Annotated in this window: 19 protein-coding genes and 2 pseudogenes; 7 read left to right on the forward strand and 14 right to left on the reverse strand. The window is 64.1% G+C overall.

From position 1 onward, the window contains the following. Window position 1: 1 nt before the first annotated feature. Genes KY501_RS01985 through KY501_RS02040 form a run of 12 tightly spaced genes read right to left on the reverse strand, consistent with a single transcriptional unit; the run spans window position 2 to window position 12,249 of the window. Window positions 2–1,438: an MATE family efflux transporter gene (locus tag KY501_RS01985; RefSeq protein WP_224360661.1), complete on the reverse strand. Its 1,437-nt coding sequence runs from the start codon at window positions 1,436–1,438 to the stop codon at window positions 2–4. Further along, window positions 1,435–2,586, reverse strand: a complete 1,152-nt coding sequence (locus KY501_RS01990; RefSeq protein WP_224360662.1) for a hypothetical protein — start codon at window positions 2,584–2,586, stop codon at window positions 1,435–1,437. The genes KY501_RS01985 and KY501_RS01990 overlap by 4 nt, the downstream gene beginning before the upstream one ends. Further along, a complete protein-coding gene (locus KY501_RS01995; protein WP_224360664.1) occupies window positions 2,573–2,860 on the reverse strand; it encodes a phosphopantetheine-binding protein in 288 nt (95 codons plus the stop codon). The genes KY501_RS01990 and KY501_RS01995 overlap by 14 nt, the downstream gene beginning before the upstream one ends. Before the next feature lie 60 nt (window positions 2,861–2,920). Continuing rightward, window positions 2,921–4,135 carry an ATP-grasp domain-containing protein gene (locus tag KY501_RS02000; RefSeq protein WP_224360665.1) on the reverse strand — a complete coding sequence of 405 codons (1,215 nt, stop codon included), beginning with the start codon at window positions 4,133–4,135 and terminating at the stop codon, window positions 2,921–2,923. Beyond that, window positions 4,128–5,216 carry a hypothetical protein gene (locus KY501_RS02005; protein ID WP_224360667.1) on the reverse strand — a complete coding sequence of 363 codons (1,089 nt, stop codon included), beginning with the start codon at window positions 5,214–5,216 and terminating at the stop codon, window positions 4,128–4,130. Before KY501_RS02005 ends, KY501_RS02000 begins: the two co-directional genes overlap by 8 nt. Continuing rightward, complete coding sequence (locus KY501_RS02010; protein WP_224360668.1) at window positions 5,207–6,220, reverse strand: beta-ketoacyl-[acyl-carrier-protein] synthase family protein; 1,014 nt, start codon at window positions 6,218–6,220, stop codon at window positions 5,207–5,209. Before KY501_RS02010 ends, KY501_RS02005 begins: the two co-directional genes overlap by 10 nt. Beyond that, window positions 6,213–6,863, reverse strand: coding sequence for a GNAT family N-acetyltransferase (locus KY501_RS02015; RefSeq protein ID WP_224360669.1), 651 nt, complete (start codon window positions 6,861–6,863; stop codon window positions 6,213–6,215). The genes KY501_RS02010 and KY501_RS02015 overlap by 8 nt, the downstream gene beginning before the upstream one ends. Next, on the reverse strand, window positions 6,860–7,810 hold the full coding sequence (locus KY501_RS02020) for a 3-oxoacyl-[acyl-carrier-protein] synthase III C-terminal domain-containing protein (RefSeq protein WP_224360670.1): 951 nt from the start codon (window positions 7,808–7,810) through the stop codon (window positions 6,860–6,862). Before KY501_RS02020 ends, KY501_RS02015 begins: the two co-directional genes overlap by 4 nt. A gap of 33 nt (window positions 7,811–7,843) precedes the next feature. Next, entirely contained in the window at window positions 7,844–9,280 is a 1,437-nt protein-coding gene (locus tag KY501_RS02025) for a hypothetical protein (RefSeq protein ID WP_224360672.1), read from the reverse strand. 11 nt (window positions 9,281–9,291) lie between these two features. After that, window positions 9,292–10,128: an outer membrane lipoprotein-sorting protein gene (locus KY501_RS02030; protein ID WP_224360673.1), complete on the reverse strand. Its 837-nt coding sequence runs from the start codon at window positions 10,126–10,128 to the stop codon at window positions 9,292–9,294. Further along, a complete protein-coding gene (locus KY501_RS02035; protein WP_224360675.1) occupies window positions 10,121–11,509 on the reverse strand; it encodes an ABC transporter permease in 1,389 nt (462 codons plus the stop codon). Before KY501_RS02035 ends, KY501_RS02030 begins: the two co-directional genes overlap by 8 nt. Next, window positions 11,506–12,249, reverse strand: coding sequence for an ABC transporter ATP-binding protein (locus KY501_RS02040; protein WP_224360676.1), 744 nt, complete (start codon window positions 12,247–12,249; stop codon window positions 11,506–11,508). The genes KY501_RS02035 and KY501_RS02040 overlap by 4 nt, the downstream gene beginning before the upstream one ends. Before the next feature lie 337 nt (window positions 12,250–12,586). On the opposite strand from KY501_RS02040, the pseudogene sitA5 reads away from it, so the two are divergent. The 4 genes and pseudogenes from sitA5 to KY501_RS54545 all read left to right on the forward strand — a co-directional run. Further along, window positions 12,587–13,825: pseudogene (gene sitA5 / locus KY501_RS02045) on the forward strand (SitA5 family polymorphic toxin); the annotation flags it as partial. A gap of 12 nt (window positions 13,826–13,837) precedes the next feature. Continuing rightward, window positions 13,838–14,464, forward strand: coding sequence for a pentapeptide repeat-containing protein (locus KY501_RS02055; RefSeq protein WP_224360680.1), 627 nt, complete (start codon window positions 13,838–13,840; stop codon window positions 14,462–14,464). A gap of 240 nt (window positions 14,465–14,704) precedes the next feature. Beyond that, the gene (locus KY501_RS02060) at window positions 14,705–15,403 is read left to right on the forward strand and encodes a hypothetical protein (protein ID WP_224360681.1); all 699 of its coding nucleotides are present in this window, start codon (window positions 14,705–14,707) and stop codon (window positions 15,401–15,403) included. A 705-nt stretch (window positions 15,404–16,108) separates the two neighbouring features. After that, window positions 16,109–16,303, forward strand: a pseudogene (locus KY501_RS54545) (AHH domain-containing protein); the annotation flags it as partial. A 21-nt stretch (window positions 16,304–16,324) separates the two neighbouring features. On the opposite strand, the gene KY501_RS02065 reads toward KY501_RS54545, so the two are convergent. Together KY501_RS02065 and tnpB are read right to left on the reverse strand one after the other, a co-directional pair. Continuing rightward, a complete protein-coding gene (locus KY501_RS02065; RefSeq protein WP_224360682.1) occupies window positions 16,325–16,654 on the reverse strand; it encodes a hypothetical protein in 330 nt (109 codons plus the stop codon). A 68-nt stretch (window positions 16,655–16,722) separates the two neighbouring features. Continuing rightward, on the reverse strand, window positions 16,723–17,070 hold the full coding sequence (gene tnpB, locus KY501_RS02070; protein ID WP_224360683.1) for an IS66 family insertion sequence element accessory protein TnpB: 348 nt from the start codon (window positions 17,068–17,070) through the stop codon (window positions 16,723–16,725). 637 nt (window positions 17,071–17,707) lie between these two features. Here tnpB and KY501_RS02075 point away from each other — a divergent pair. From KY501_RS02075 to KY501_RS02085, 3 genes are all read left to right on the forward strand, one after another. After that, window positions 17,708–18,559, forward strand: a complete 852-nt coding sequence (locus tag KY501_RS02075; RefSeq protein WP_224360684.1) for a S1 family peptidase — start codon at window positions 17,708–17,710, stop codon at window positions 18,557–18,559. 11 nt (window positions 18,560–18,570) lie between these two features. Beyond that, on the forward strand, window positions 18,571–20,913 hold the full coding sequence (locus KY501_RS02080; protein WP_224360685.1) for a hypothetical protein: 2,343 nt from the start codon (window positions 18,571–18,573) through the stop codon (window positions 20,911–20,913). A gap of 222 nt (window positions 20,914–21,135) precedes the next feature. Continuing rightward, complete coding sequence (locus KY501_RS02085; RefSeq protein WP_224360686.1) at window positions 21,136–22,755, forward strand: hypothetical protein; 1,620 nt, start codon at window positions 21,136–21,138, stop codon at window positions 22,753–22,755. Window positions 22,756–22,872: the final 117 nt, after the last annotated feature.

Below are 22,872 nucleotides of genomic sequence, written 5' to 3' on the forward strand. Positions count from 1 at the left end.
GTCAGGTTCTCCTCTCCTGTGAATGAAGAGCCGTCAGTTGTCTTGAGAAGGGCGTCGCCAGGTTCGGGCGGAGCTCGCTGTAGCAGCGCCGCGTCACCGCCACGGCGGTGACGCCAAACCCGATGAGCAGTCCCCACCAGACACCGCGCACGCCGTGGCCGAGCACCGGGCCCAGGAGGAACTGGCTGCCTGCGGCGATCACGCAGTACCCCAGGAAGGATTGCATGAGCGGGGCTCGGGTCTGGCCCACGCCGCGAAGGATCGCCGCGCCGATGATGATGAGGCCTTGGATGGTGAGCAGGATGCCGCCCGGGAGCATGAGCTGTCGGAGAAGCGTCTGCGCCTCGGGCGCGAAGGCGGCCTTGCCGAGAAACACCGCCCCGAGCTGCACGGGAATCGCCGCGAACACCGCGATGACCAGCACTCCGAACACGGCGCCGAGCATCAACGACACCACCGCGACCCGGTTGCGATTGATCACATCTCCCTTCGAGTGCAGCACGGCGATCCGTTGCACGGCGGCGTGCCCGAGGCCGACGGGGACGACCTGACACAAACTCACCCACAGCAACACGATCGAGTGCACGGGGATCGCGGACGTCCAGTAGCGTCCGATGATGAGCGAGCTGATCAGTGGGGCGAGGCTGTCGAGGAGGATGACGACGCCGATCGGCCAGCCCACCGAAGCGACGATCGCGCTCGCCGCTCGCAGCTTCGCCTTCACCTCGGTGAGGGTGCCGGGACGGGGCCGCAGATCGGGGAAGGCGCGCAGTGACAAGGCAGCGAGCAGCAGCATCAGCCAGTTCGAGGCGGAGACGCTGAGCAGGACCCTCACGGCCGTACTCCCCAACACGGCTGGCCACAGGCCTGTGGTGGCGGTGGCGATGATGGCCGCGCTCGCGGCACCGGTCGCATACACCAGCGTCACGATGCCGGGCTTTTCCCGCAGTGACGCGTGGACGCGGTACACAGCCATCCAGAGCGCGGGAATGATACCGATGGCGGCCACCGCACCCTGCGGAGGTGCCAGCGCTACGACGTCCGAGTTCATCCCGAGCATTCTCAAGATGGCGCCAATGGCGAAGCTGAGCATCATCGAGCCCACTCCGAGCGCAAGCGCCAACAGGAGCCCGGCGACGATGGCCGCGTCGTACGCGCTCTGATCCTTGCGCCCGAGCGCCTGCCCCGCGACGAAGTAGAGCGCCTGCAAGCTGCCAGAGGCGGCGAGGAAGATGGTCAGATTGACGGACGTCACCAGCGAGTAGCTGGAGAAGGTCATCGCGGCCTCTTTCGCGACGAGGCTCGCGACGTAGAGGCTCGCGAGCAGCGGAGCCACCTGGGTCGCGACCGTCTTCATCGCGAGCACGGAGAGAGCCCAGACGACAGCGGAGGTACCTCTGGGAGCGGCCCGCGTCTCCTGTAGCGAGGATGCCTTCATCTCTGTGCTTCCTTTCCGCTCACGGAACACCAGAGCTGGGCGCCCACCGATCCGCCGTACGACATTCCCCACGAGAGAAACGATCCGTCATTCCTCACGCGGCCCGTTCTCACACCGTCGGAGAGCTCCGCGAGCAGCGCGGGTGCGGCGGCCGCGCACCAATAGCCATCGTCCTCGCGAGGCGCGAAGACAGGAGCCCGCACGCCGAGGCGCTCCCTGAGCCGGAGGTCCACGTCGGGGTGCAGGCCGGAAGAGATCCAGCCCGACAGGCCCATCGGGGTTACGCCATGTTCGCGCAGACAGTCCGCGATCACAGACTCCGCCGCGTCGAGCATGGCGGGGGTGTCGAGCGTCAGAGACCGTCGCGCGCGCGGGGCGGGTGTCTTGTTCGCGCCCGTGCTGTCGCCTCGCAATGGCGGGAGACCTCGAACCTCGAACGACGGCAGGGGCCGCACCTCGAGCGGCGGCTCGCGGATGAACGGATTGAAGCTGCGAACTGTCCCGCCCACGTAGCGCAGGCCGGGCTGCTCCTCACGCGTGAACCAGGCGGCGACAGCGCCATCGCCGAGCACCGTGGATGAGTCCCAGCGTCGAGGGAACGCGACGGGCCACCGCTCAGCGGCGATGAAGAGGGCGCCGCGGCCAGGCTTCGTCAGCATCGAATCGATGATGTCCACCGCGCCCGGCAGCGAAGCCCCCTGGAGCTGGGACACCGCGAAGTGTGGCACGTGGGAGAGGCCCACCGTTCCCACGATCCCGCCGATCATCGAATGGAAGATGCCACTCTCATCGAGCGACGTTGCGGAGCACACGACGAGCTCACATCGCGCGGCCAACTCCTTCATCGGGAGCACTTCGGCGAGCGCGGCGACCGCCTGACCAGCCAGCTCCGCCTGCGTGCGCGTGCGGGAGATGCGGAACCGTAGCCCCTCCGGGGGCGCGGTCATTTCAGCCCCCAGCCCGCACAGCTCTCGCGAGTCATGACCGATCTGTGCGTGGAGGAACTCCGCGATGCCGCGCTCCAGCGAGACTTCTGTCGTGGCGTACTCGGCGGTGACCGCGGCGGTCCAACCCGGCAGGTCGAGGAAGTCTGGTGGTCTCGCGACCCGGGCCCAGGCGAGGGTCAGTGGAGCTTCAGCGGCGTTCATCGACCTTCTTCTCCACGAATGAGACGAGGTTCCCCCAGCGGCTGAACAGGTCCGCGGACAGGTCCTCCACATCGATGGCGATGTCGAACACCTTCTCGATGGCGGAAAGGAGCGCGATCACATTCAGCGACTCAAGGCCGAGCTCGTAAAGGTTGGCGTCATCCGTGAGATCTCGTGGTGAGATGTCCAACTTCAGGGTCTCGAGGAGGATCTGACGGAGTTGATCGGCGACATTCGAAGTAGCGCCAGCGGTATGACCTGCCTGCATTTCCATGGTGTTCATCCCCACGTTGATGGTTGCTGTTTTGCGCCCTTGCGCGGCTTCAGCGAAGGACTACAGGCGCTGTATCTCCAGGGACGAATAGAACCGCTCGTACAGCGCGCTCCGCCTCGTATCGAACTCCGTGCGATCCGGGGACGAGAACACGAGCAGCCCCGTGAAGTCCGTGCAGTGCGAGGCCGCGGCCAGGAACTGGCCGGGTTTGAGATCGATCTTCACGTAACGGATCCACGACTCGGAGAACATGTCGGGTGTCGCGGCGCGCTGCACGAAACCCGCGAACGCCTGACGGAAGCCCATGAGCGCGAATGTCTGTCCGGTCTTTTGCTGGCCGGAAGGAATGAGGTCTCCGCGTCCTGCTTCGAGGAGCAGGACCGCTCGCGAGAAGTTGATACCGCACTGTCCTTCCATCATGAGAACGATGCCTCCACCGCCCGGCCGCGCTGCTACCTCCAGGAAGACAATCTCGTTCTGCGATGTGACGAAGCACTCCATGTGGGTGACGCCATTCTCGAGCTTCAACACGCTCAGCATGCGCGTGGAGAAGGCTTCGAGCCGCTCCTTGAGCTCCCCCTCGGTGAGCATGACGCTCACGAATGGCGTGCCGGCCGTGAAATCGATGTTTGCCATTCCTGGCAGATACGGCGCGCTCGATGTGTGAATGGGCTTGCCGTCACGGACGACCGCATTCACGTGATAGAGCGTCCCCTCGATGAACTCCTCTGCCTCGAAGGACTTCGCTGCATGGCCCTGGCCGTACCAGTGATTGAGCTCATCGCGTGAGTCGATGAACGAGACATCGCGGGAGCCCTGGCCGTCCACGGGTTTGATGACGAGCCGGTGATATTTTGCGAGCAGTGCCTCGACACCCGCGCGGTTCTCGCAGCTCACGTGCTCGGGCACGCGGACGCCGGCTGCGCGCAGGAGCTTTTTCATCAACATCTTGTTCCGGAAGCGCTGGGCATCCTCGGGCCTTGCTCCAGGCAACTTCAGTTCGTTGCGAACGCGAGCGGCCACGTCGACCAGCAACTCGTCCAGGGTGGCGACAGCGAACACGCCATGTTCCGCGTGACGTCGCATCGCCCGCTGACACACGTCGTCGGGGTCTCTCCACCGGACGATCTCGATGTCGGCTGTCTCGAAGTACTTCGCGTTGGCTTTGTCGACGAAGACCGCGACCGGGAAGGGCAGGTTGGCGAGGATCGAGCTGCCATCTAGCGCCGTGAACGCGCGGCCATCGCCGCGTGCGAAGATCAACATCTTACTCATGACGCGCTCCTTGCTGTGGGCGTGTGTGCCTGACACCGCCGTGGATTGTTGGAGGGAAGGGATGGCGGCTGGTCCAGCCGGTCGGTGTGGCGATGGCGTCGGGAGCGCAGCGCACGAGGAGCGCGCCTGCGTGGCCCGCGGGCGAGGCGGTCCAGATGACGGCCCTCACCGGCCTGCCCATGCGCACCGCCGCGGCCACGGCGGTCCGGAGCCCCGCCAGCGGAGAGGGGCTGGAGAGGTGCACGCCCGGGAGCGGACCGTCGAGGCATTCACCTCCGATGCCCGTGACCTGAGCGAGCCAGGAGTTCAGCCCCGTCTCGTAGTCATCACCCGCCAGGCAGAGCGATGCCCGATCCACGTCCGGGTTCTCCTGAAGCAGCCGGGTGATGCAGCGCTCGGCGAGGGCGCGCACGGACGCGAGTTGTCGCTCGGCGGGAGCCGTCCAGAGGTCGTGATCAGGCGGTTGGCTCGAGGCGACGACGGATTCGATCTCGGCAATGGGAGCGGAGATCAGGTCGCTCGAGGCCACGAGGCAGGCGGCGGCGGCATCGGCATGGGTGACGAGCCCCGGGACGCGACGGAAGAAGGGCGCGAGCCATTTGTCGGATGCGGAGATGCACGCGAGCCCCCCCTGGGCCGTATCCATCGCGGCGAGACGGAGGACCGCTGGGATTCCCGCGGTCCCGAGCTGCCCGACGGTTATCGCCGTGCTGGCATGGCGGAAGTGGTCGTACCCGATGCGCATGCAGGCGGAGCCGAGGATCTGCTGATCGAGCGTGCATTGCGCGTGAATGATGGAGCGGATGTGCGGCGCCGCCGTGGATGCCGCGCTGAGCACGTCGGCCACGGCCGCCGACGCCATGTCACTGGTGCGCTCCGCGTCGGCGGCGGTCGGAGTCGAGTACTTGTCCGACAAGACCAGCACACCGCCACGTCGGACGGTCGGTGGATGCGAGCGCGTGCCAGCCGGTTCGAACAAGTGCCCATAGGCTGTGTGAATGACCGTCCCGAGCCGATTCGTGTGATGGGTGCTCGCGGGGAGGCGAACGCCGACAGCGGCGATGCGAAGCGCTAGACGCATGGGGAGTCCTCCCTTCGAGGCGCCAGGGCCATGCTCCGAGGCCCGTGGAGAATGGGAAGCAAGGTCACCACCGTGTAGGCGCCCACGTTCGACTGCCCGCAGGAGGCGACCGCTTGCCCCTGGTCCAGGAGCGCGAAGCCCCGGTCCACCAGATTCACCGCGAAGTCCGCGGAGCACGCGTGCCCCCGCATGCGGATGTTCTCGAGGAAGAAGGCACTCTCGGGCAGGTCGAGCGCATGGGCGATCTGAACCCAATAGTGGCGGTCAGCGTTGATTGGCATGAGCTGGCCGTACTGGCGCAGGGGAATGCCGGTGGCCTGACTGTGCTCGGCGAAGAGCAGCTTCGTATGCAGCCAGGTGTAGCGCGCGATCATCGAGATCGTCTTGGGATCGCTGGGGCCTTCGTGCAGCCCTGCGAAGTTCTTGTAGCTGATGCTCGCCAGGCGGCAGCGCATGTTCTCCTTCGAGAGGAGGATGGCCGTCGCGCCATCGCTCTGGAGGCCTGCGTTCTGCCGGATGCGGTGCTTCGCATTGCCGAAGACACGGTCCGAGGTGACGACCAGGGCATACCGGGCATCACCATCCTCGGCGAGCAGGCGCGCGGCCCGATCGACGGCGGCGACCACCCCCGCGCACCCGATGTGCTCGATCGAGAAACACAGCTGCGGGGCAAGGTCATACCGCTGGAGGATCTCCGTGAGGAGCGAGCTGGGGGGCGGCGGCATGCTGAAGGCCTGGGTGTGCGCGTGGACGAGGTAGCGGACCTCGGAGAGGAGAGCTCCGTGCCGCGCCACGAGCGTGTCGATCGCTCCGAAGATGAGCTCCGCGTCGGAGTGCTCGGACCCTTCGTAGAAATAGCGGCACCCATGCGCGAGCAGTTCCTCCACCAACTGCGGCGAGACCTTCTGAGAGGCCGCCCATTCCACGATGTCGACAGCGGGTCCTGGGAGGTTGTACGCGGCATCCGCGATCCCGACCTCGTGATGTGTGGAGTGTTCAGCCATGGGTGACCTCCAGTCCTCCGTCGTCGGGCAGCGTCCTCATGAAGTGGGTGCGGAACGTCCGCCCCTGCTCTGAGGGGACATCTGGGTAGAGCTGCCCGAACTCGGCGAGCGTCATGTCGTAGAGCCAGCGGTCATGGCGACGGCCATCGATCACGTGCCGCGAGCGCTGGGTGCCCGAGTGGCGCATGCCAATGATGTCGTGCAGGTAGATTGACGCGCGATTCGACGCCACCACCCAGGTGGTGGCGATCTGCCTCCCAAAATCCAGGAACCCCGTGGCCAGGATGCGGGCGCCGGCGCTCGTGACACTGTTGCGGATGGGGCGCATCACCGAGAGATCCCGAACGATCCACACATCCATCGAGCCCATCAGGTCATCGATGTTGTTCATGCAGACGAGTCCCAGCGGCCGGCTGTCGCCAGGAAGTTGGAACAAGCGCGCGCACACGTGGGAGTTGCTCAGCATCAGATAGAGCTGGCGCTTCGACAAATCCTGTCGGCCACCTCCGAAATCCAGCCAGCAGCGCACCTGGGGTGGGTTCATCCATTCCCAGACCATGTCGAGGTGCTGCGGGCCGAATGGGAGGAGTTCGACTCTCGGCCACGTCGTGCCCGGCAACCTCGGCAGTTCATTGATTCTCATGGGGTCTTCTCGGGATGCAGGGGTGGAGTCGTCGCTGTGTTCAGGATGAAGCCGCCGAAGCAGCCGCCGATGCCGCTCGAGAACACCAGGTGGTACCCAGGACTGCTCAAAGCACCGGAGTCAGCGATGTTGATGGCGACATCCGAGCCGAAGGCGTGGCCCACCCGCGCGAAGTTGTCGTGGAAGAGGCGCTCCTCGGGGATGGCCAGCGACGCCAGCACCTGGTGCCACGCCTGCAGGTTTACGTTGTGCGGGAGGATGGTGGACAGGTCTCCTGGCGCGATCCCCGCCGCCCTGAGCACGCGCCGTATCACGGAGACCAGCGTCCAGACGTAGTGGGGGCTCGTTCCGTAGAGCGTGTCCGGCATGACGCCTTGCACCGCGCGCGGGTCGTTGTACGTCTGCAGGCCGTGAACGCGTCCGGGAGCGTTCCTCTGGAGGAGCACGGCCGAAGCCGCATCCGAGTGGACGCCGGAGTCGCCGATCAGGCGGTAGTTCTCTCGGATGATCGTGTCGAGGGTGACGATCACAGCGGAGCGCCACGCGCGGTGCCGGGTGAAGAGCGCATCCAAGACACGCAGCGCGTGCAGCGATGAGACGCATTGCTGCTGGGTGATGCCCAGCGCGTAGGCGTGAGCCAGCCCGCAGGCCCGCCGCAGCGCGCCCGCCAGGGTGTACGGCATGGGCAGGGCGCTCAGGGGTGAGGTGTGGCAGATGACCAGCGCGTCGAGTTCATCCGCCGCGACGGCACCCGTCTCGAGGACCTTGGAGATGGCCTCGCTCCCCAGCGCGATGAGCCCCTCCTCCTGTGCCCGGTGGAAGCGGGCGGCACCGTTGCGCGACAGGGCCTGGAGCCGATCCTCGGCGAGCGCTTGGGCGGTGCACCACTCGCTGACTGTGCATGACGTTTTCGCCAGGACATAGGCTGTTGAAGCAATACCCATCATCTCACATCCCCAGACCGCTCTGCGGTGCTGGTCTCAGTAGCGCTTGCTCACGAACAGGTCGAATCGGAGAGCAGTCGGCGACGATCCATACTGGCTGTCTGGCCCGCCAAAGAATTGCAAGAATTGCCCACCCACCGACCAGTCATTTTTCAAATGCCACGTGACCATCTGTTGCGTGAGCCCGCTCCAGTCGATGTTGTTGACTTGAACGAAGCTCGAGAGATCCAGTCCCCGGACAGCAAAGGCATCTCGCCACCCGGCGCGAGCAAAGGACCCATGTTTCAGGAGCGGCTCGGACTCGAAGGCTCGCCGATCGCTCATGTCCAACAGAGTCAGCTGCTTTTCGTTTGTGATGCCTCGCCACTGGCGCCAGGCCTCCGCACCGAGCGCATCACTGGCGAATTGCTGCTCCACCGTCAGCTCAATGCCGACAGGCGTCGTCCACGTCAGGTTGGCGGCTATCCGGTTGCACCAGGTGTATCCGGGCACCGGTTCGTCGGGTCCTCCGAGCGGTCGGCAGCCACCGACCGCCCAGTCGACGTTGAACACGAGGGCTTGCCCGAGCAGGAGCGACAGATCGAGGCCGAGCTTCGGCCGCTCGCTTTCGCGGGCGAGGAAGAGCACATCCACGGAGAGCCATTCCCGGATCTGGGGGGCCCACTTGGCGTAGAGGGCGCCCTGGCTGTTCGTCCGATTCAGCCCTGGCGAATACCACGGTCCGATCTCCATCGGGTCCTGGCTGCTCAGCGGGGGCACCAGCGCGAGGGTATAGGCGCCGCTCTCGTGGATGTACTGAATCATTGCCACCACGGTGCCCAGCCGGTTCAACCGGAAGGCGTTTGGATCCAGCAGGAGCGGTTGGCGAACCGCTCCCTCCTTGAAGAAGTCCGTGGGGCTGTAACCACTGCCCACTCCGTTGCGGATGTTGATGCGCCCCACATCCAGGTAGAGGGGCCGTTCCTCGCTCCCCGCCTGCCAGCGGACCCACAACTCGCGCGGGTTGTTCAAAGCGCCGGAGTACGAGGAGGCATCCTGGGTTCGCAGGAGATCGAGCGCGCCCTGCCACTGGTTCGAGAACCCCAAGGTCCATCTCTTCCCCAGCGACCACTCATGGCGGAAGTCGAGGACCAGACGCCCGACATCCGCGTGAGCCCCGTGCTCCTGAGCCGGAGGGGGGCGCTCGTAGATGTGCTGCAGCCAGAGTTGGAACTCCAGGCCCCAGGAGGTATCGCCCTCCTCGGGGACGGCCTTGTCTTGCGCTTCGACCTGGTCCGGGTCGAGGCCCGGGGGCAGCTCGGGAGGGGCCTCGGCTCCAGGTGGCTCCCCAGAGAGGGGCGGTGCTTGCGATGCAGGGGCTGCGCGAGACACGTCCTCTGCCCAGCCGGGGGCGGCCGACGCGAAGATCGCCAGACCGGCCAGCGCGATCGGCGAGCGCGTTCGCCGCGCCAGGATCCTCGTGGCGCTGTGCATGGCTCGACTCCCTAGGTCTCGCCACGGAAGTGCGGCAGATAGTCACGCTGGAGCCAGGTCTTGGGGATCTCTCGCGACTGGAACTTCGACGCCCGGATGACGGTGATCCATGCCGGGTCGAGCCCATCGATGATGACGGTTTCGGTCGGGCGCTCACGGCCCAGGATGGTTTGGAACTTCCGGAAGTACGCAGTCTTCAGCAGCCGGCCTTCGCTGGTGAAGAACTGCGCCTTGAGGGGGCGGCCGTTCTCCTCGTCTACCCAGTAGTCGACCATCGAATAGGGTGCGTCGTTGCGCTGCGAGACGAGGTGCAGCTTGACGCTGGGCCGCTGCTGCTTCGCTTCATCTTCAATCGGCTCGTGCCCGACGATGCTGGCGGTGTAGACCTTCGCCAGATTCGTGCTCATCACGTCACCGTTCGAGGCTTGCCCAAGGAGGCGCGCCTGCGGCGAGATGCGGATGCTCGCCTTGCTGGCGGGGTCGAAGAACCAGACTTCCATCCCGTTGCGCAGGATGAGCTTGCCGGCATCGCGGCGCGGGCTGACGAAGCGGATGAGATTGTTGTACTGCGCGGACTCGGGAACGAGCTTCGAATAGACGACCAGCGTCGAGGAGTCGACCAGCTTGCCCGAGCGATACTCCGCAAGGGTGGTGGTGACCGAGAAATCGCCGTCCGGATTGCGCATGCTGTCGGCGCGCACCAGCAGCGCTTGCGCATCCTCGGCCGCCTGTGCAGGCGCCGCGAGCGAGACGACACAGGCCAGCGCCAGGGCGAGGGGTCCTACGCGAAGGCGCCGGGAATGACGGGCGAGCGTGTTCGCGAAGTCAGACGGGGTGAACTCATACATGTTGTAGCGCCTCCGTTACTTCCATTCGAGCGGCTCGGTTCGCGGGCCACAGCGCTGACAGGCAGGCCACCGCCGAGAGTCCAAGCACCGTCGCGGCAATCATCGAGGGACTGCCAAGCACGTCGATGCGCAGGGGAATGCTGGTCGAGCGGCCAGGGGGCGTCCATGCGAAGCCGCTCAGATCGAGGCCATACTGGAAGAGGAGTGCCAGCACTGCGCCAACGATGGTGCCGAACACCCCCAGGAGCGCGCCCTCGAGGATGAAGATCGAGCGGATGGAGGTGCGTTGGAACCCCAAGGAGCGAAGCGTGCCAATCTCGCCGATGCGCTCGCCCACGGCCATGTTGACTGCATTGGCGATCGAGAAGAGCGCGATGAGGCCCATGAGGGCAGCGATGAATGTGAAGACGGACGTGTAGCTGGAGACGATCTGGTCGTATACAGGGCTCACCTCGTGGAAGGTCAGCACCTCCAACTGGCCCGACTCCTTGACGAGCTGGTTCAGCCGGGCCTGCGCCGCTGGCAGCATGTCGCTGTGCCGCAGCTGGATGACGACTGCCGAGACGGCGCGCTCGTCCGGGCCGAACACGAGTCGCTGCGCGAGCGGTAGGGGCATGGCGACGTAGAGCGCGTCGATGTCACGGACGACCTGGCGCTCTGCCTCGAGCACGTTCATTCGCACGACGTTCGGGAGTCCGCTGGGGGATGCGGCCAGGAGTTCGATGGACGCCGCCTTGCCTGTCCCAGCCTGCTGCGATTGCTCGGCCTGCCCGAGTGCGGAGATGTCTTCCGGGAGCGTGGCGGCCTTTGGATCCGCGACCGTCCGCGTGGGCAGCTCCTTGCAGCCCGTCAGCTTCAAAGGGCCGCAGAGGGCGAGCAGCTGTGCCATCTGGAAGCCGACGATGCCGCCATCCGGTGCGTCAGCCCTCAGCGCCGTCTTGCCTGGCGGAATCCCCGCACCGAATCCGTCCCATGCGAGCATCTTCGCATGCCCCGAGGGCTCCACGCCGATACCCGAGAAGTTGCTGGAGGCGCCCGCGGCGAAGTTCCCTGCTGCGCCCTCGACCTGGAGCACGGGGGTGACGACCGCGAGCATCGGAGCGAGCACTTCGTCGGTCTGGATCCTGCGCATCAGCGCTTCGTAATCGCGAATCGAGAAGCGTCCCGGGTCGCCTCGGCCAAAGTCCAGGTAGTCCTTGCGAACGACCTGCAGATGGCCGACTTGGCGCACCGTGATGGTCTGGAGCCCATGGATGTTGTCGTTGACGTAGCCCCCGAACACCAGGATGGCGAGGGTTCCAACGACCAACGCCACCGCGGTGAGCGCTGAGCGCCGAGCGTTGCGCAGCACGTTGCGCGAGGCGAGTGCGATGACGTTCATGGCTCACTCCGGGCGGACAGGGCGGGGGAGTGTCGCCGAGCACCATCGACCACCCGGCCGTCTTCGATGCGAAGCCACTCATCCGCGTCTTCGATCATCTGCGGGTCATGCGAGGAGAGGATGAAGGTGGTGTGGTGCTCGCGTTGCATGGTGCGCATCAGGGCCATCAGCTCCGCGCCTGTGCGGCGATCCAGATTGGCGGTGGGTTCGTCCGCGAGGACCAACGCTGGCCGCTTGACCATCGCGCGTGCAACGGCCACGCGCTGGCGCTGTCCCCCCGAGAGTTCCGCGGGGCGCCGATGCAGCATCGGTCCCAATCCGACGGCCTCGAGCATCTCCTGGGCGCGCGCACGGCGCTCGGTGGCGTCGCGGATGGTGAGCCGCAGTGGATATTCCACGTTCTCCAGCGCGGTCAGCACTGGCACCAGGTTGAAGTTCTGGAACACGAAACCGATGTGTCTTGCGCGGAACGCGGTGCGCTTCTTGTCGCTCAGGGCCGCGACATCCTGGCCGGCGATCTCGACATGCCCGGTTGTTGGCAGGTCCAAGGCTCCGAGCAGGTGGAGGCCTGTACTCTTGCCGCTGCCCGAAGGGCCGCAGAGCACGGTGTATGAACCAACGGAGACCGCGAGGTCGATACCGCGAAGCGCTTGGACGGTGGTGTTGCCGAGACGATATTCCTTCGTCACATGCTCGAGCCGCGCGGCGAAACCGTCATTTGAAAGAAATGGATGGTCCACAGGTTGCACCTTTGAACGGATTCCCCTGACCGCAAGGGCGCTGATGTTTCGACTTGTCCGCTCATGCGAGTGCTCGAGTGACTGGTTTGGAGAGTTCGCCCGCCTACCTGACGGTCTCCAAGTTCAGGACTCGCTTGCTCCAGTGCAACAGCCTCCTGGAGTCATGGCGCATCTCAAAAGTGGACGCATCTGGATGGAGTGCCTGGTCGCGGGCTGTGACGGTGGCCGCGGAGTCCCCCCGAGTCGTGCAGGGATTGGATCGGAGCGGCTCGCCTGGTCGTGGGGGTGGCAGGCTCAGGAGGGAGTGCCCGCGTGACCGGCGTGCGAAGAGACGTAGGCCTACACCCTCGTGCCCGAGCGCCAGGAGGGTCCGGTTCGCCTCGCCCCTGAGGCGGATGAAGACCTGAAGGCGAAGTATCTCCAGTGGTGCGAGCTACGGGGAGGAGGCGACTGCCTGGGCCTGCTGGACGACGGGCCCTACCTGCGCACGGACGACCGGCGCACCCTGGCCTTGGCCCTCGCCTTCGGCACCGTGCTCGACGAGACGCAGGCGGCCCTGGTGCGCGAGTTGCTGGACGTGCGGGCACTCGTCTCCATGGTCGTCTGGACGGTGGCGCTCTACTGCATGCTGTGGGTAGTGCCCGAGCCGACGACCAAGGCCATCGCCGCCGGCATGACCCTTCTCCTGATGGGCTACCTGGGCCTCGAGACGGTGTACGGGCTGATGGACGGGTGGGCCCGCATGGCCGACACGGCGCACCACGCCACCACCTTCGAGGAGTTGCGCGCGGCGGGTGATGAATTCGGCAAGGTGCTGGGTGAGGACGCGGCACGGGCCATGATCCTCGCTGTGGCCACCCTTAGTGGGCACACGCTGGGACAGGTGGCGGCGCGGGTGAAGCTGTTGCCGCGATTCAACCTCGTGGGGGCGCAGTTCGAGGCTCAGGGCGGCGCCGCCGTCATGAGGCGCCTTGAGGTCACGGGGGCGGCGCTCACGACGGAGAGGGCTCTGGCCAAGGCCGTAGCGGCGGCGGACACGGTAGCCACCTCTCCGCGGGGACCCATGGCCGTTGTGATGCTCAAGAAGGGGCAGGGGAATGGGGCGGGACAGGCTCCAGGAGGCCGCTCTGCCAAAACCACCATGCGTCACCGAGGCGGCAACCAGCAGGTGGAACTCAGCAACGGCCAGCGCTGGCACCTGCCTTGAGGCAGGTCGGTAGCCGAAATTCCCGCCGAGGACAAGGTGGGCGATATGCTCCAGGAGGCTGTCACCAAGGCCGCGAAGGAATGGGGACCCCACAAGCTCAGCCAGAACGAGCGAAGAGCCATCGATGATGCCAAGAAGACGGGCGAATATTGGTTGGCGCAGTTGCTGGAGCGCGAAGCCCAGGGGCGGTTCGTGCACGAAGAAGTCAAAGCCCAGTTACGAGGGAGCCTTCGGTACACACACCAGGGAGTGGACGTGGTTGACCTGAAGTCGGGCCGCAAGTACGAGATTCTCTCCGGCTCGGAGTCGAATCTCGCGCGTCATGGCAGGCGCATGGCGGGTGAGTTCTTCAGGATGCTCACCTTCTGATAAGGAGCAACCATGGGGTGGCTCGAGAACGTCCTCATTGAGGACAAGGAGATTGCAAACGAGCGGCTGGAGTTGACGGACAAGAATTCGCCCTATTTCCTTGGCCCCAACCTGTCGCTCAGAAATTACACCGTCATCCTGAAGGTCTCAGCCAGGAACCTGATCATCGTTGGGGCACGGTTTATTGACTGCACCTTCGAGGTGAAGCAGGAGCTAAAAAATCACCAGCAATGGGTGAAGGCGTCTCTCAATGGGTGCCGCTTCAAGGGGCGGCTGACCGGGTGCGACTTCGGGCACTGGCCCAACTACGGCACAGGTTGGGAGCACGGGGGCATCAAGGACTGCGACTTCACCGAGGCCCGCTTGGATGGCTGCCGGATCATGGGCGCTGATCCTGCCACCATTCGCTTTCCGAAGTGGCCCTGCTTCACCATCTTGGACCCCATTGGCCGCGCCTCCGAGCTTCGCAGCGTCAAGTGGCCGGGCCGGTTCGGCTCTGTGGTCGTGGACGAGCTTCACACCCAACCAGCTTGCACCAAGGCGTTGACCGAACACTCCCTCACCATTGCAAAACAGTTGGACACCACCCAGGGAGAACTCCGGGCTGTCATCGAGAATTTCGACTGCATCATCTATTGATTGAACCGGCTGCGCTTGAACTCCCAATCCTGACAAACGCGGGCGAGAGGTGGCGGTAGGGCATGAGAATCGAACTCACCAGGGACCGCTCTCACGATCCCTCACCGGTTTTGAAGCCCGTACGTGTTCCAGCATCATTGGACGGCGACCGTCGAGAGGTGCCGAAAGTCCCACACTTGGGTAGCCTCGATATCCGGGCAACGCGCCGGTCGAGAGGAGCATATGCGGCTAGGTTCGTTCATGATCGTGGCAGTGCTGGGACTTGACTGCTCACCGCCCAAGGTGAGTCCCGGGGTTCTCCACCTTGGACCTGGAGAAACGCTGAGCAGTGTTCCTGGTCCCATGCCGGGTTTCGGCCCCTTCTCCAACTTTTCGGACGCGCTCCTTGCCGCTTGCCCGCTAATCCTGGGGAAGCCTCACGCGATGGCTGGACGCCCAACAGATGAGAACTTCAGGCTCCGGTGGAAGCTATCGCAGGAATACTGTGCCTGGCTGTACTACACGCCTGACGACAACTACGAGATGAGCATGCTGGTTGCCGCGACCATGCAACCGGACCCGACCCTCCGCACCTGCGACCTACCCTCTGCAGTCGACGATCGCCGTTATGCACCGGAGAAACTAGGTTACGTCTTTGTTCTTCACAACCACCCCTATGAGAATGCCCTTTCCAAGTCGGATATCCGCTTCATTGTCTCGATGGCTGCCGAGCACGAAGTGGTTGTCAAGACACGTTCAGGAGCGATCCCGATATCAATCATTGCATTCTATTCGCACTCCGCCGACCCTGAGCGTCCAACCTGCGATGGATTCTTTCAATATGTGCCAGGGACAGGAGAATTGATGAAGTGGACCCCCGATCAAGGACACTGGAGTCCTGAGCAGATTGGTACCATCACATGGACAGCCCCCGGGATATACCGGATCGACTACAAGTAATTGGATGCCTTTTCTCCAGGCTCCGCATGAGTGGGTGATGAGATGAGGAAACGAACTCTGCTCCTTGGCCTGACCGTTTTCGTTGCTGGCTGCATTCGAAGCCTGTGGCACCCAGCGGCCTCGGTAGGGGATGACCTGTCCATCACTTTCCCGGAGTTTTTTGATCAAGCGCCCGTCGCTGTGGGTGGGAACGAGGATATGTTTGAGTTGGACGGCCCGACGATGCGTGCTCTTGCAGTGGCCGCGAATGATCTTCTCCCTGTCAGGGACAATCTTCCGTGTGTGGACAAGCAGGAATCCCACGTGTACCGGATCGTTCGCCGAGGAGACCTTATCTTCGTTCGGATTGACGAGAACCCTGCATACTGCGGCAGAAAGCATCCGCGCCTGGACTCGGGTGCCCACTACGCGATCGGCACTGACGGCAGGATCCTGAGGCGAGTGATCGATGGCACCGAAGTATATACAAGCTCGGGTCGAGGCATCGTTGGAGCACCAGCGCCGCCAGGAGTCTCGCCTTCGTTTGACCCTGCGCGGATGAACACGCCAACATTCCTCCTCAAGTCGCACGATGGGGGTGTGAGCCCCGAGAAGGAAACACCACCAACCCCGCCATCCCCTGGTGATGGCGGCGCGCCTTTGAGTCCTGATGCAGGGTAGTGGCTTTTCGAGAGCCGGGCTTCACTACAGAGAGGTTTGGGGGCCCCCGAGGCTCTGCACAACACCGAGAACATGATTGCGGTCGATGCCGACACCTACGCGAAGATCAGTGCGTATTACTCCTCGAAGCAGAAGTTCACGGGCGGCATGGTCGTGCGTGAACGGCTGCGCACAAAATCATATGAGGAACAAAGAGAGTCTGGACTGAAGACCCTGAGGCAATTTGGAGTCATCCCATGAAGGCAGCACAATTCAAGAGTCTCACTCCGTAAACCCCCGGTCCTGCCCAGGTCGCGCGAGTGCCGTGGGGGGATACCCCCTGAGTTGTAGCTCGTGAGCCGACGTCTTCTCGCTGCGCCGCCCGTAGAGCTGGCGCAGTGCCTGCTTGAGTCGCTGCGCCGTCGAGTCGTGCGCCTCGCGCAGCCGGGCCAGCAAGTCCATCAACAGCTCAATGGCCTTGTCCCCCTGGCCCGCCTCCAACAGCCCCAGCACGTAGGCGCGCACACCCTCCATGTCCTCGGACTTGGGGGGCCGCTGCTGCTCCTGTTTGAGTTCCCCGGCCTCGTCTGCCTCTGTCGCGGGCGTCGTCATGCCCGCGCAGGTATGCCAACCCAGGGAGTAGGACGCAACTCAAAAGCCGTAGGGCGTCCTGTGGCCTCTCAGTGCACGGCACGCCGACGCGTTCGCGCTGCCTCCACCAGCGACAGCAGTTCCACCAACTGCTTGGCCTCCAGGCTCACCGAGGCTTGCCCCTCGACCACGGGCGGCACGCGGAAGCGCCTCGCCTCCAGCCGTTTGCTCACCACGCAGAAACCATTGGCATCCCAGCTCAGGAGGATTCTCTGGGGGCTCCTGGGCATCGGGACCAGGTGCTTGGTCGCCTTCCTGGTCCGCTCCTGCTCGAGGATCATGGCCTCCGTGAGGACCAAGCAGAGTGCCTTGGCCTCTTCGAGCGTCATCGGCCGGAGCAGGCGGCAGCTCCGGACGACGCAGATGATCTTCTTCAAGGTGTCCTCCATGCGGCGCACGCACAGAGGGCATGGAGCCCACGTAGCGCGCGTGATGCGCGCCAGCGAGGGCGCAGGGGTGGGAGGGAGCCAATGACGGTGGCGTCACGTACGCCAGATCTCGCCTGCTGCTCCCACACTGGCAACATTCGAAGACGTCCAACTCGAAGGTTCGTCACGCCAGCTCAGCCCAATCCAGCCGAGGCTTGCGCTTCTTCTTCGGCTCCTACTTCGCTGCTGCCTCATGTGGCAGACTCGTCTCTTCCGGTTTCGGCTCTGACCCCGCTTGAGGGAAGCCTCTGAGCACCCACACCGCCGAGCCAGAGGCTCGCGGCAGTCGCCGAGGATCAGGAATGCCCCGTTGACTTCCGCACGCGGGATTCGATATTGCCGCGTATCCAGTGACTCGGTTAAGTATGAGGGGGCTGCGCTGATTCACCGGGCATGGGCCATCGCGTGTGCATGGCTGCTTGGGGCGGAACCGGCGACCGCTCCGAAGGCGGCCGGGCTTCCCTCGGGGAATGTCTTATCCCCCCAGCCCCAATGGGTGGAAGTCCCCACGCCCCGGGAACCCTCCCAGGAAAGCATTGAGGAGGCCCAGCGCGTGCTCGTGAGGGGGCAGCAGGAGAAGCCCCCCATGATTGATCTAGAGGATCTCTTCGGGTTCGAGCCCGCCAAGCTGATGCTCATCGGAGACGACGTCCCCCTCCCAACGCTGCGAGAAGTTCCCGTCTTCGACGGCGCACAGCTCATCGTGCCGGAGACGTCTGATTCCCAGGTGCCGGAGCCCGATCCCGGGAACGAGGCCGGCGCGGGGGCTTCCCTGATACGCAAGGAGGACGACCACTCGTTCCTAGACGTCGTGGCCGTCGGGCGGGACGGAGGTTTCCATTGCACGGGAGTCCTGGTGGGCCCGGCGCTGGTGCTGACGGCGCGTCACTGCCTGCCCGCAGAGCGGGTGCTTTTCGGCGTGGAGGTGGAACGCCCCCTAGCTGAAGTAGAGGTTGCGCGCGAGGCAATTCCGGAGGACGACACCTTGGACGCGGCCGTCCTGCACTTAGCTCAGCCTATCGATGCGGTGACACCCAGGAGCTGGCGGCGAAGCACGGATGCCGCGCCACCACGTGCGTTTGTCATGCTCATGGGTTTCGGCTCGAACGAGCCGTCCGGCCAGAGCGGAGCGGGACGCAAGCGCAAGGCGCTCGTGCCCGTGGCTGGCTGGGGCTGCGAGGGCAGCCGGGTACGCTGGAGCGGCTGCGACCCGCGCCAGGAGATGGTAATCCCAGGCAGCCGCGGTCGCGACACCTGCGATGGAGACAGCGGGGGCCCGGTCTTCGAGCCCCACGAGGGCACTTGGCAGTTGCTGGCGCTTGTTTCACGCCCCATCGCCGCCACCCGCACACGCTGCGGTGAAGGTGGCGTTTACGTGCGCGTGGACCGGCTGGCGGACTGGCTGGAGGCGCAGCTCGCGGAATCCTTGTCACGGTAGGAGGCTCTTCGATGAGGCAGTGGGTGTCCTGGAAGTGGGGGCCCGTGGTAGTGGCACTGCTGGTGGCGGGGCGAGCAGCGGCGGTATCCCCTAACTGCCCCAAAGAGCGGCTGTGCCTCAAGACGGGCGAATTCAAGCGCGTCCTGGTGATGCCCAAGAGGCTGTTGCCGACACGGCTGCGCGTCAGCTTCGACAGCGAGGTGGTGCCAGACGACAAGGCTGTGGCGCCAGAAGACAAACCGGACTGGATGGGGCCTGCTGGCCAGCATGTGGAGTTGGAATGGGACCCTCTCCAGTCCACACGGGTTCCCAGGACTGTGAACCTGGGGCCAGGACAGTGGTCCATCTCGTTCACTATGGAGCCTCTGCCGCTGTCCTCCTCGGACCCGCAGCGGCTGCCCGTGTACCTGTCCGCTAGCTTTGAGGAAACCTCCGACCCGGCCATTCGCATGCAGAAGACCTTCAAGGGAACCTTCCACTATCTTGCGGAGCGGGTGAAGAAGCCCTCCAGCCCAGCGGAAGCGGAGCAACGAACCATCAGTGTCGACGCACTCGACAAGAGCGCCGGGGCCTATGCACCTGTGGAGGTGACCTTTCAGGTGCTGGACCTGCCCTCGCTGGAGGAAACGGTGGGCGGGCTGTCCGCGACCGAGGGCGGTGCCATCGGTGGAAGGAGCCTCGACGTCACGGCGAGCCAGGCGGTGAACGAGCTGTTCTCCATCCTCGCCGAGTTGGCCTTCGAGCAGGCCAGCGCCCGGGCCTTCCAGGTTCTCTCGGACCGGTTGACCACCCTGACCTGCTCGAAGCTTCGCATGAGCACGTTGCTGAGCGGCGTTCCCAAGAATGACGTGACGCGGTTCGTGCTGCGCCCCCCGGACGAGCCGACTGCGGGCGATGAATTCACCAAGGACCTGCTGCTTCCCAATACATGTTCGGCGGTGAAGGGCCTCCGCATGGAGGAACTCGCCACTGCGGGCAGCACACTCCTGGATGCGTTGGCGCGTGACGTGCTGTGGGTCACCTCCAGCGCGCTTCTCCCCAGCCTTACGCCAGTGGCACCGGCACCGGGACAACCCGCACCGGCCCAGACCCCGGAGCAGCGCTACACGAGCCGGTTCCTCAAGCAACTGGCTATCATGCTCGGGAACCAGCTTGTGAACCACCGCACGCTGGAACTCCGGCAGTCGCAGTTGCTTCTGCTGGAGGCCAGCCGACATGGGTGGAAGAAAGAAGAGGCTAGCGCCTACACCTGCGGTGTGCAGGTGGCGTTCGCAGCGATGGCGCAGTGCCATGCATCCGGCAGCTGTGACGCACGGCAGATCGTAGAACTGGTTCGCTATCCGGAACGCTACTTCAACTTATCCGCGAGTGGCTGCGATCGCTTCCTGGGGGAGCAGCACTTCGATGAGCTGCGCGCGGTATGGCCTGACTTGGAGCAAATGATCGAGCGGGGGCTCCAAGTGCTTCAGCCGTCGAGTCGGACCCCTGCCCGCGAGCACCTGCGCCTCACCGTGGAGCTGGGGCTGGAACTGGTCGAGCGCGGCGCGGCCAGCAGCCAGGATGCCACGCTGGCGGCGCTCCTCAAGGACATGCGACTTGTCGCATTGGGAATCGTGGATCAGGACGTGCAGCCAGTGCTGGTGGGCGTGGGACGGCTTATCCGCCGTGCCAGGGTGGACTTCTGCGCCCAGGCCGAGACCGACAAGAACAAGAACGAGCGGGGACTGGTTTGCAATGGCCAGCTCCCGGAAGATCTCACCCGGGCCACCCACCTAATAGCGGCGGTGACCTCCTATGTCCGGACCTACTCCGACAGTGTGAAGGCGGATGCGCGCCAGTTGGAAGCCGCGCGTGAGGCGCGCAAGAACGCTATCCGCTCACTCATCCTGGCGACGACGGACCGCACGCAGCGAGATGGCGAGCGCATCGTCTCGCTGGGGACTGCGGTGGGCGCCTCGGTGGGCGGGCTCCAAACGGTGGACGGGAATGCGCAGTGGCTGACCCCCCAGTTGTCGCTTCCCGTGGGAATCGCCTTGCAGCGCCTGCCCGATACCCGCGCTTCCGGCTGCGAGAACTGGTCGGGTTGGCACCTCCAGTTCTCGTTCGCGGACTTGGGGCAGTACGTGGCCTATGACAAGGACGGCGACGTGACGTCGGCGCGCTGGGATACGGCCCTGACGCTGGGGCTCCAGGCAGGTGTTCTCTTCGGCGACACGCGAGACCAGTTCCTCATCGCTGCGGACGTGCGCTACTCGCCGACGCTCTTCACCGAGCCGAAGCAGGACTCCGGCGGTGGTGCCTTCCGGGCCGGAATCATGGTCGCGTACTACGTCCCTTTCTTCGACTTCAATTGAGCCCACATGGTAGCCCACGATGGATGGATTGCATCCGTAGTCCTGGGAGAACTGTTACGCCGATAAGGACCACAGGGGTCGGGACACGGACTCCACCCACAGGCAGAGCGCAGGTGTGGGCTACGACGTTGCTTGGCAGGCAGTGCTGCTCAGGGGCCGTCACCTTCGGCGTGTCTCGCGCAACGCCCCTCTCCTCCTGTCTGCGTTGGCAAGGAACTAGCTATGAATCGAATCACTTTCAGTTCAGAGCCATTTACTTCGTGGATGCAGGTGCGTGGGCAGCTCAAGCAACTCGGGCCAGCCCGCGTTCTACGCATCCTGCTGGAGATGGTTCATCATCACATGCGTGCCAACCAGGGCGTGTTCGTGGGAGATGCGGTCCATAACTTCATCAATCACGCAATCGTCGTCCGCGTGCTACTCCGGCAGATCATCGATGGGAATCTGGACCTCGCGCAGCCGGTAGCGCTACTTTCAGATGCTGAAAAGCGGGTTTTCTTGTCTGTGTTGAAGCAACTCAACGACAAGGCCAATACCGAGTCTTCGGCTTCACCGTCGGTCGCGGACATGGTTGAGAAGGCATGGAGGCTCACCCTTCGGCATCGAGGCCGGAGCCGATCTCCAAAGTTTGAGATTGCTCGCGCCTGGATCCTCCTCAGGAGGAAGTGGAAAGAGAAGCGGGAATCCATCCTGTCGATGTACGACGCCAAGATTCAAATCCCCTTGAGCGTGGCGTTCGACTCGCTCGAGCATGGCTTGGTTCTGAATTTTGCGCTTTACCATGGAAGTGGTTTAGTTTCCGATGTGGGCCGTGCATTCGAGCAAGTCTCTTTCGCGGCGCAGCTCGATTCATTGCTGGATTGGTATGTGCCGCCCGCAGACGCCGTTGTGGGTGACTGGAGCGATATCGAGAGTTTTCCAGGGGTAGGTCTATCGAGCGTGTTCAGCGAGAATCCCATCGTCCGCATTGGGAAGGCTTTGATTGCCCCGGATCCAAGCTTGCTGCTGGCCGATCTCGAAGACCGGATGGTGCGGCGTGCCCTGAGAAACTTTGTCGAGGAGGGGGCCAAGCGTGAGGAGATTGCCAGGACCATGCTCGGCTACGTCTTTGAGTCGTATGTGCAAGACCTTGTTGCAGCGTGCTGCGCGTTCTCGACGGATGAGGAGTACATCGAGGAATTCGAAGTGGGCGCCGGCAGGGACTCTCCAGAGGCGTTTGCCAAAGGGCCCGTGCTCACTATTTTTGAGGCAAAGACCACGCGGTTCATGCGTCCGTTCGATGCCCATGGTGGGCTGAGTGACTTCTTGAGTTGGCTGCGAAAGATAGCTGGTGAGCGCCCTGGCAGCAGAGGCGCGCTCGAACAGGGGGCCCGCTTTCTTTCACTCTGGAAATCCTCCTCTACGGAGATTGTCTCAAGACTCGGTGCATGGGACCCCTCCAGTCCTTTCTACTATGTCATCGTGTCTCCGGAGGATCCGCCCTTTGTCACGCATTGGTCGGAGTTTCGGGCGCAGCTCTGGCGTCCGTCCCTTGAGCCGGGCGCACGGGAACTCGATGCGCGGACGATTTTTATGTCTATTCGAGATCTTGAGATCATCCTTTGTACCTTGCAGTGGCTGAAGGATGAGGGACGCCCAGGTAGCATCCATTCTTTACTAGGTGAGTGGCTTCAACAATGGAACTCGCCTGGACTCAGGATCTCTCACGACAGAGTGAAATCAGGCATTGGCGACTTCTTGTTGGGAAAGTCCCCTGCGGTTGCCAGCGTCATGCCTGCTCTTCTCAAGAGCGCATTCGACGAATTCATGGACCAGACACACGGACTGGCCTTTACGCGCTGACTTGTCGTCTCCACGAGCGGAGGGCGACGCTACACCCGCACCTTGCTGCTAAAGGTGTGTGCGTGCCTCCAGGAGGAGGGTGACACATCGGACTTGGCCGCCTTCCCAGCACGGGTG

The sequence above is a fragment of the Hyalangium versicolor genome, assembly GCF_020103695.1.
GTDB classification, from domain to species: Bacteria; Myxococcota; Myxococcia; order Myxococcales; family Myxococcaceae; genus Hyalangium; species Hyalangium versicolor.

Coding starts and splice junctions, on each gene's coding strand:
- KY501_RS01985 (WP_224360661.1), bottom strand. CDS start 1,438: ATGAAGGCATCCTCGCTACAGGAGACGCGGGCCGCTCCCAGAGGTACC.
- KY501_RS01990 (WP_224360662.1), bottom strand. CDS start 2,586: ATGAACGCCGCTGAAGCTCCACTGACCCTCGCCTGGGCCCGGGTCGCG.
- KY501_RS01995 (WP_224360664.1), bottom strand. CDS start 2,860: ATGGAAATGCAGGCAGGTCATACCGCTGGCGCTACTTCGAATGTCGCC.
- KY501_RS02000 (WP_224360665.1), bottom strand. CDS start 4,135: ATGAGTAAGATGTTGATCTTCGCACGCGGCGATGGCCGCGCGTTCACG.
- KY501_RS02005 (WP_224360667.1), bottom strand. CDS start 5,216: ATGCGTCTAGCGCTTCGCATCGCCGCTGTCGGCGTTCGCCTCCCCGCG.
- KY501_RS02010 (WP_224360668.1), bottom strand. CDS start 6,220: ATGGCTGAACACTCCACACATCACGAGGTCGGGATCGCGGATGCCGCG.
- KY501_RS02015 (WP_224360669.1), bottom strand. CDS start 6,863: ATGAGAATCAATGAACTGCCGAGGTTGCCGGGCACGACGTGGCCGAGA.
- KY501_RS02020 (WP_224360670.1), bottom strand. CDS start 7,810: ATGATGGGTATTGCTTCAACAGCCTATGTCCTGGCGAAAACGTCATGC.
- KY501_RS02025 (WP_224360672.1), bottom strand. CDS start 9,280: ATGCACAGCGCCACGAGGATCCTGGCGCGGCGAACGCGCTCGCCGATC.
- KY501_RS02030 (WP_224360673.1), bottom strand. CDS start 10,128: ATGTATGAGTTCACCCCGTCTGACTTCGCGAACACGCTCGCCCGTCAT.
- KY501_RS02035 (WP_224360675.1), bottom strand. CDS start 11,509: ATGAACGTCATCGCACTCGCCTCGCGCAACGTGCTGCGCAACGCTCGG.
- KY501_RS02055 (WP_224360680.1), top strand. CDS start 13,838: ATGGGGTGGCTCGAGAACGTCCTCATTGAGGACAAGGAGATTGCAAAC.
- KY501_RS02060 (WP_224360681.1), top strand. CDS start 14,705: ATGATCGTGGCAGTGCTGGGACTTGACTGCTCACCGCCCAAGGTGAGT.
- KY501_RS02065 (WP_224360682.1), bottom strand. CDS start 16,654: ATGACGACGCCCGCGACAGAGGCAGACGAGGCCGGGGAACTCAAACAG.
- KY501_RS02075 (WP_224360684.1), top strand. CDS start 17,708: ATGATTGATCTAGAGGATCTCTTCGGGTTCGAGCCCGCCAAGCTGATG.
- KY501_RS02080 (WP_224360685.1), top strand. CDS start 18,571: ATGAGGCAGTGGGTGTCCTGGAAGTGGGGGCCCGTGGTAGTGGCACTG.
- KY501_RS02085 (WP_224360686.1), top strand. CDS start 21,136: ATGAATCGAATCACTTTCAGTTCAGAGCCATTTACTTCGTGGATGCAG.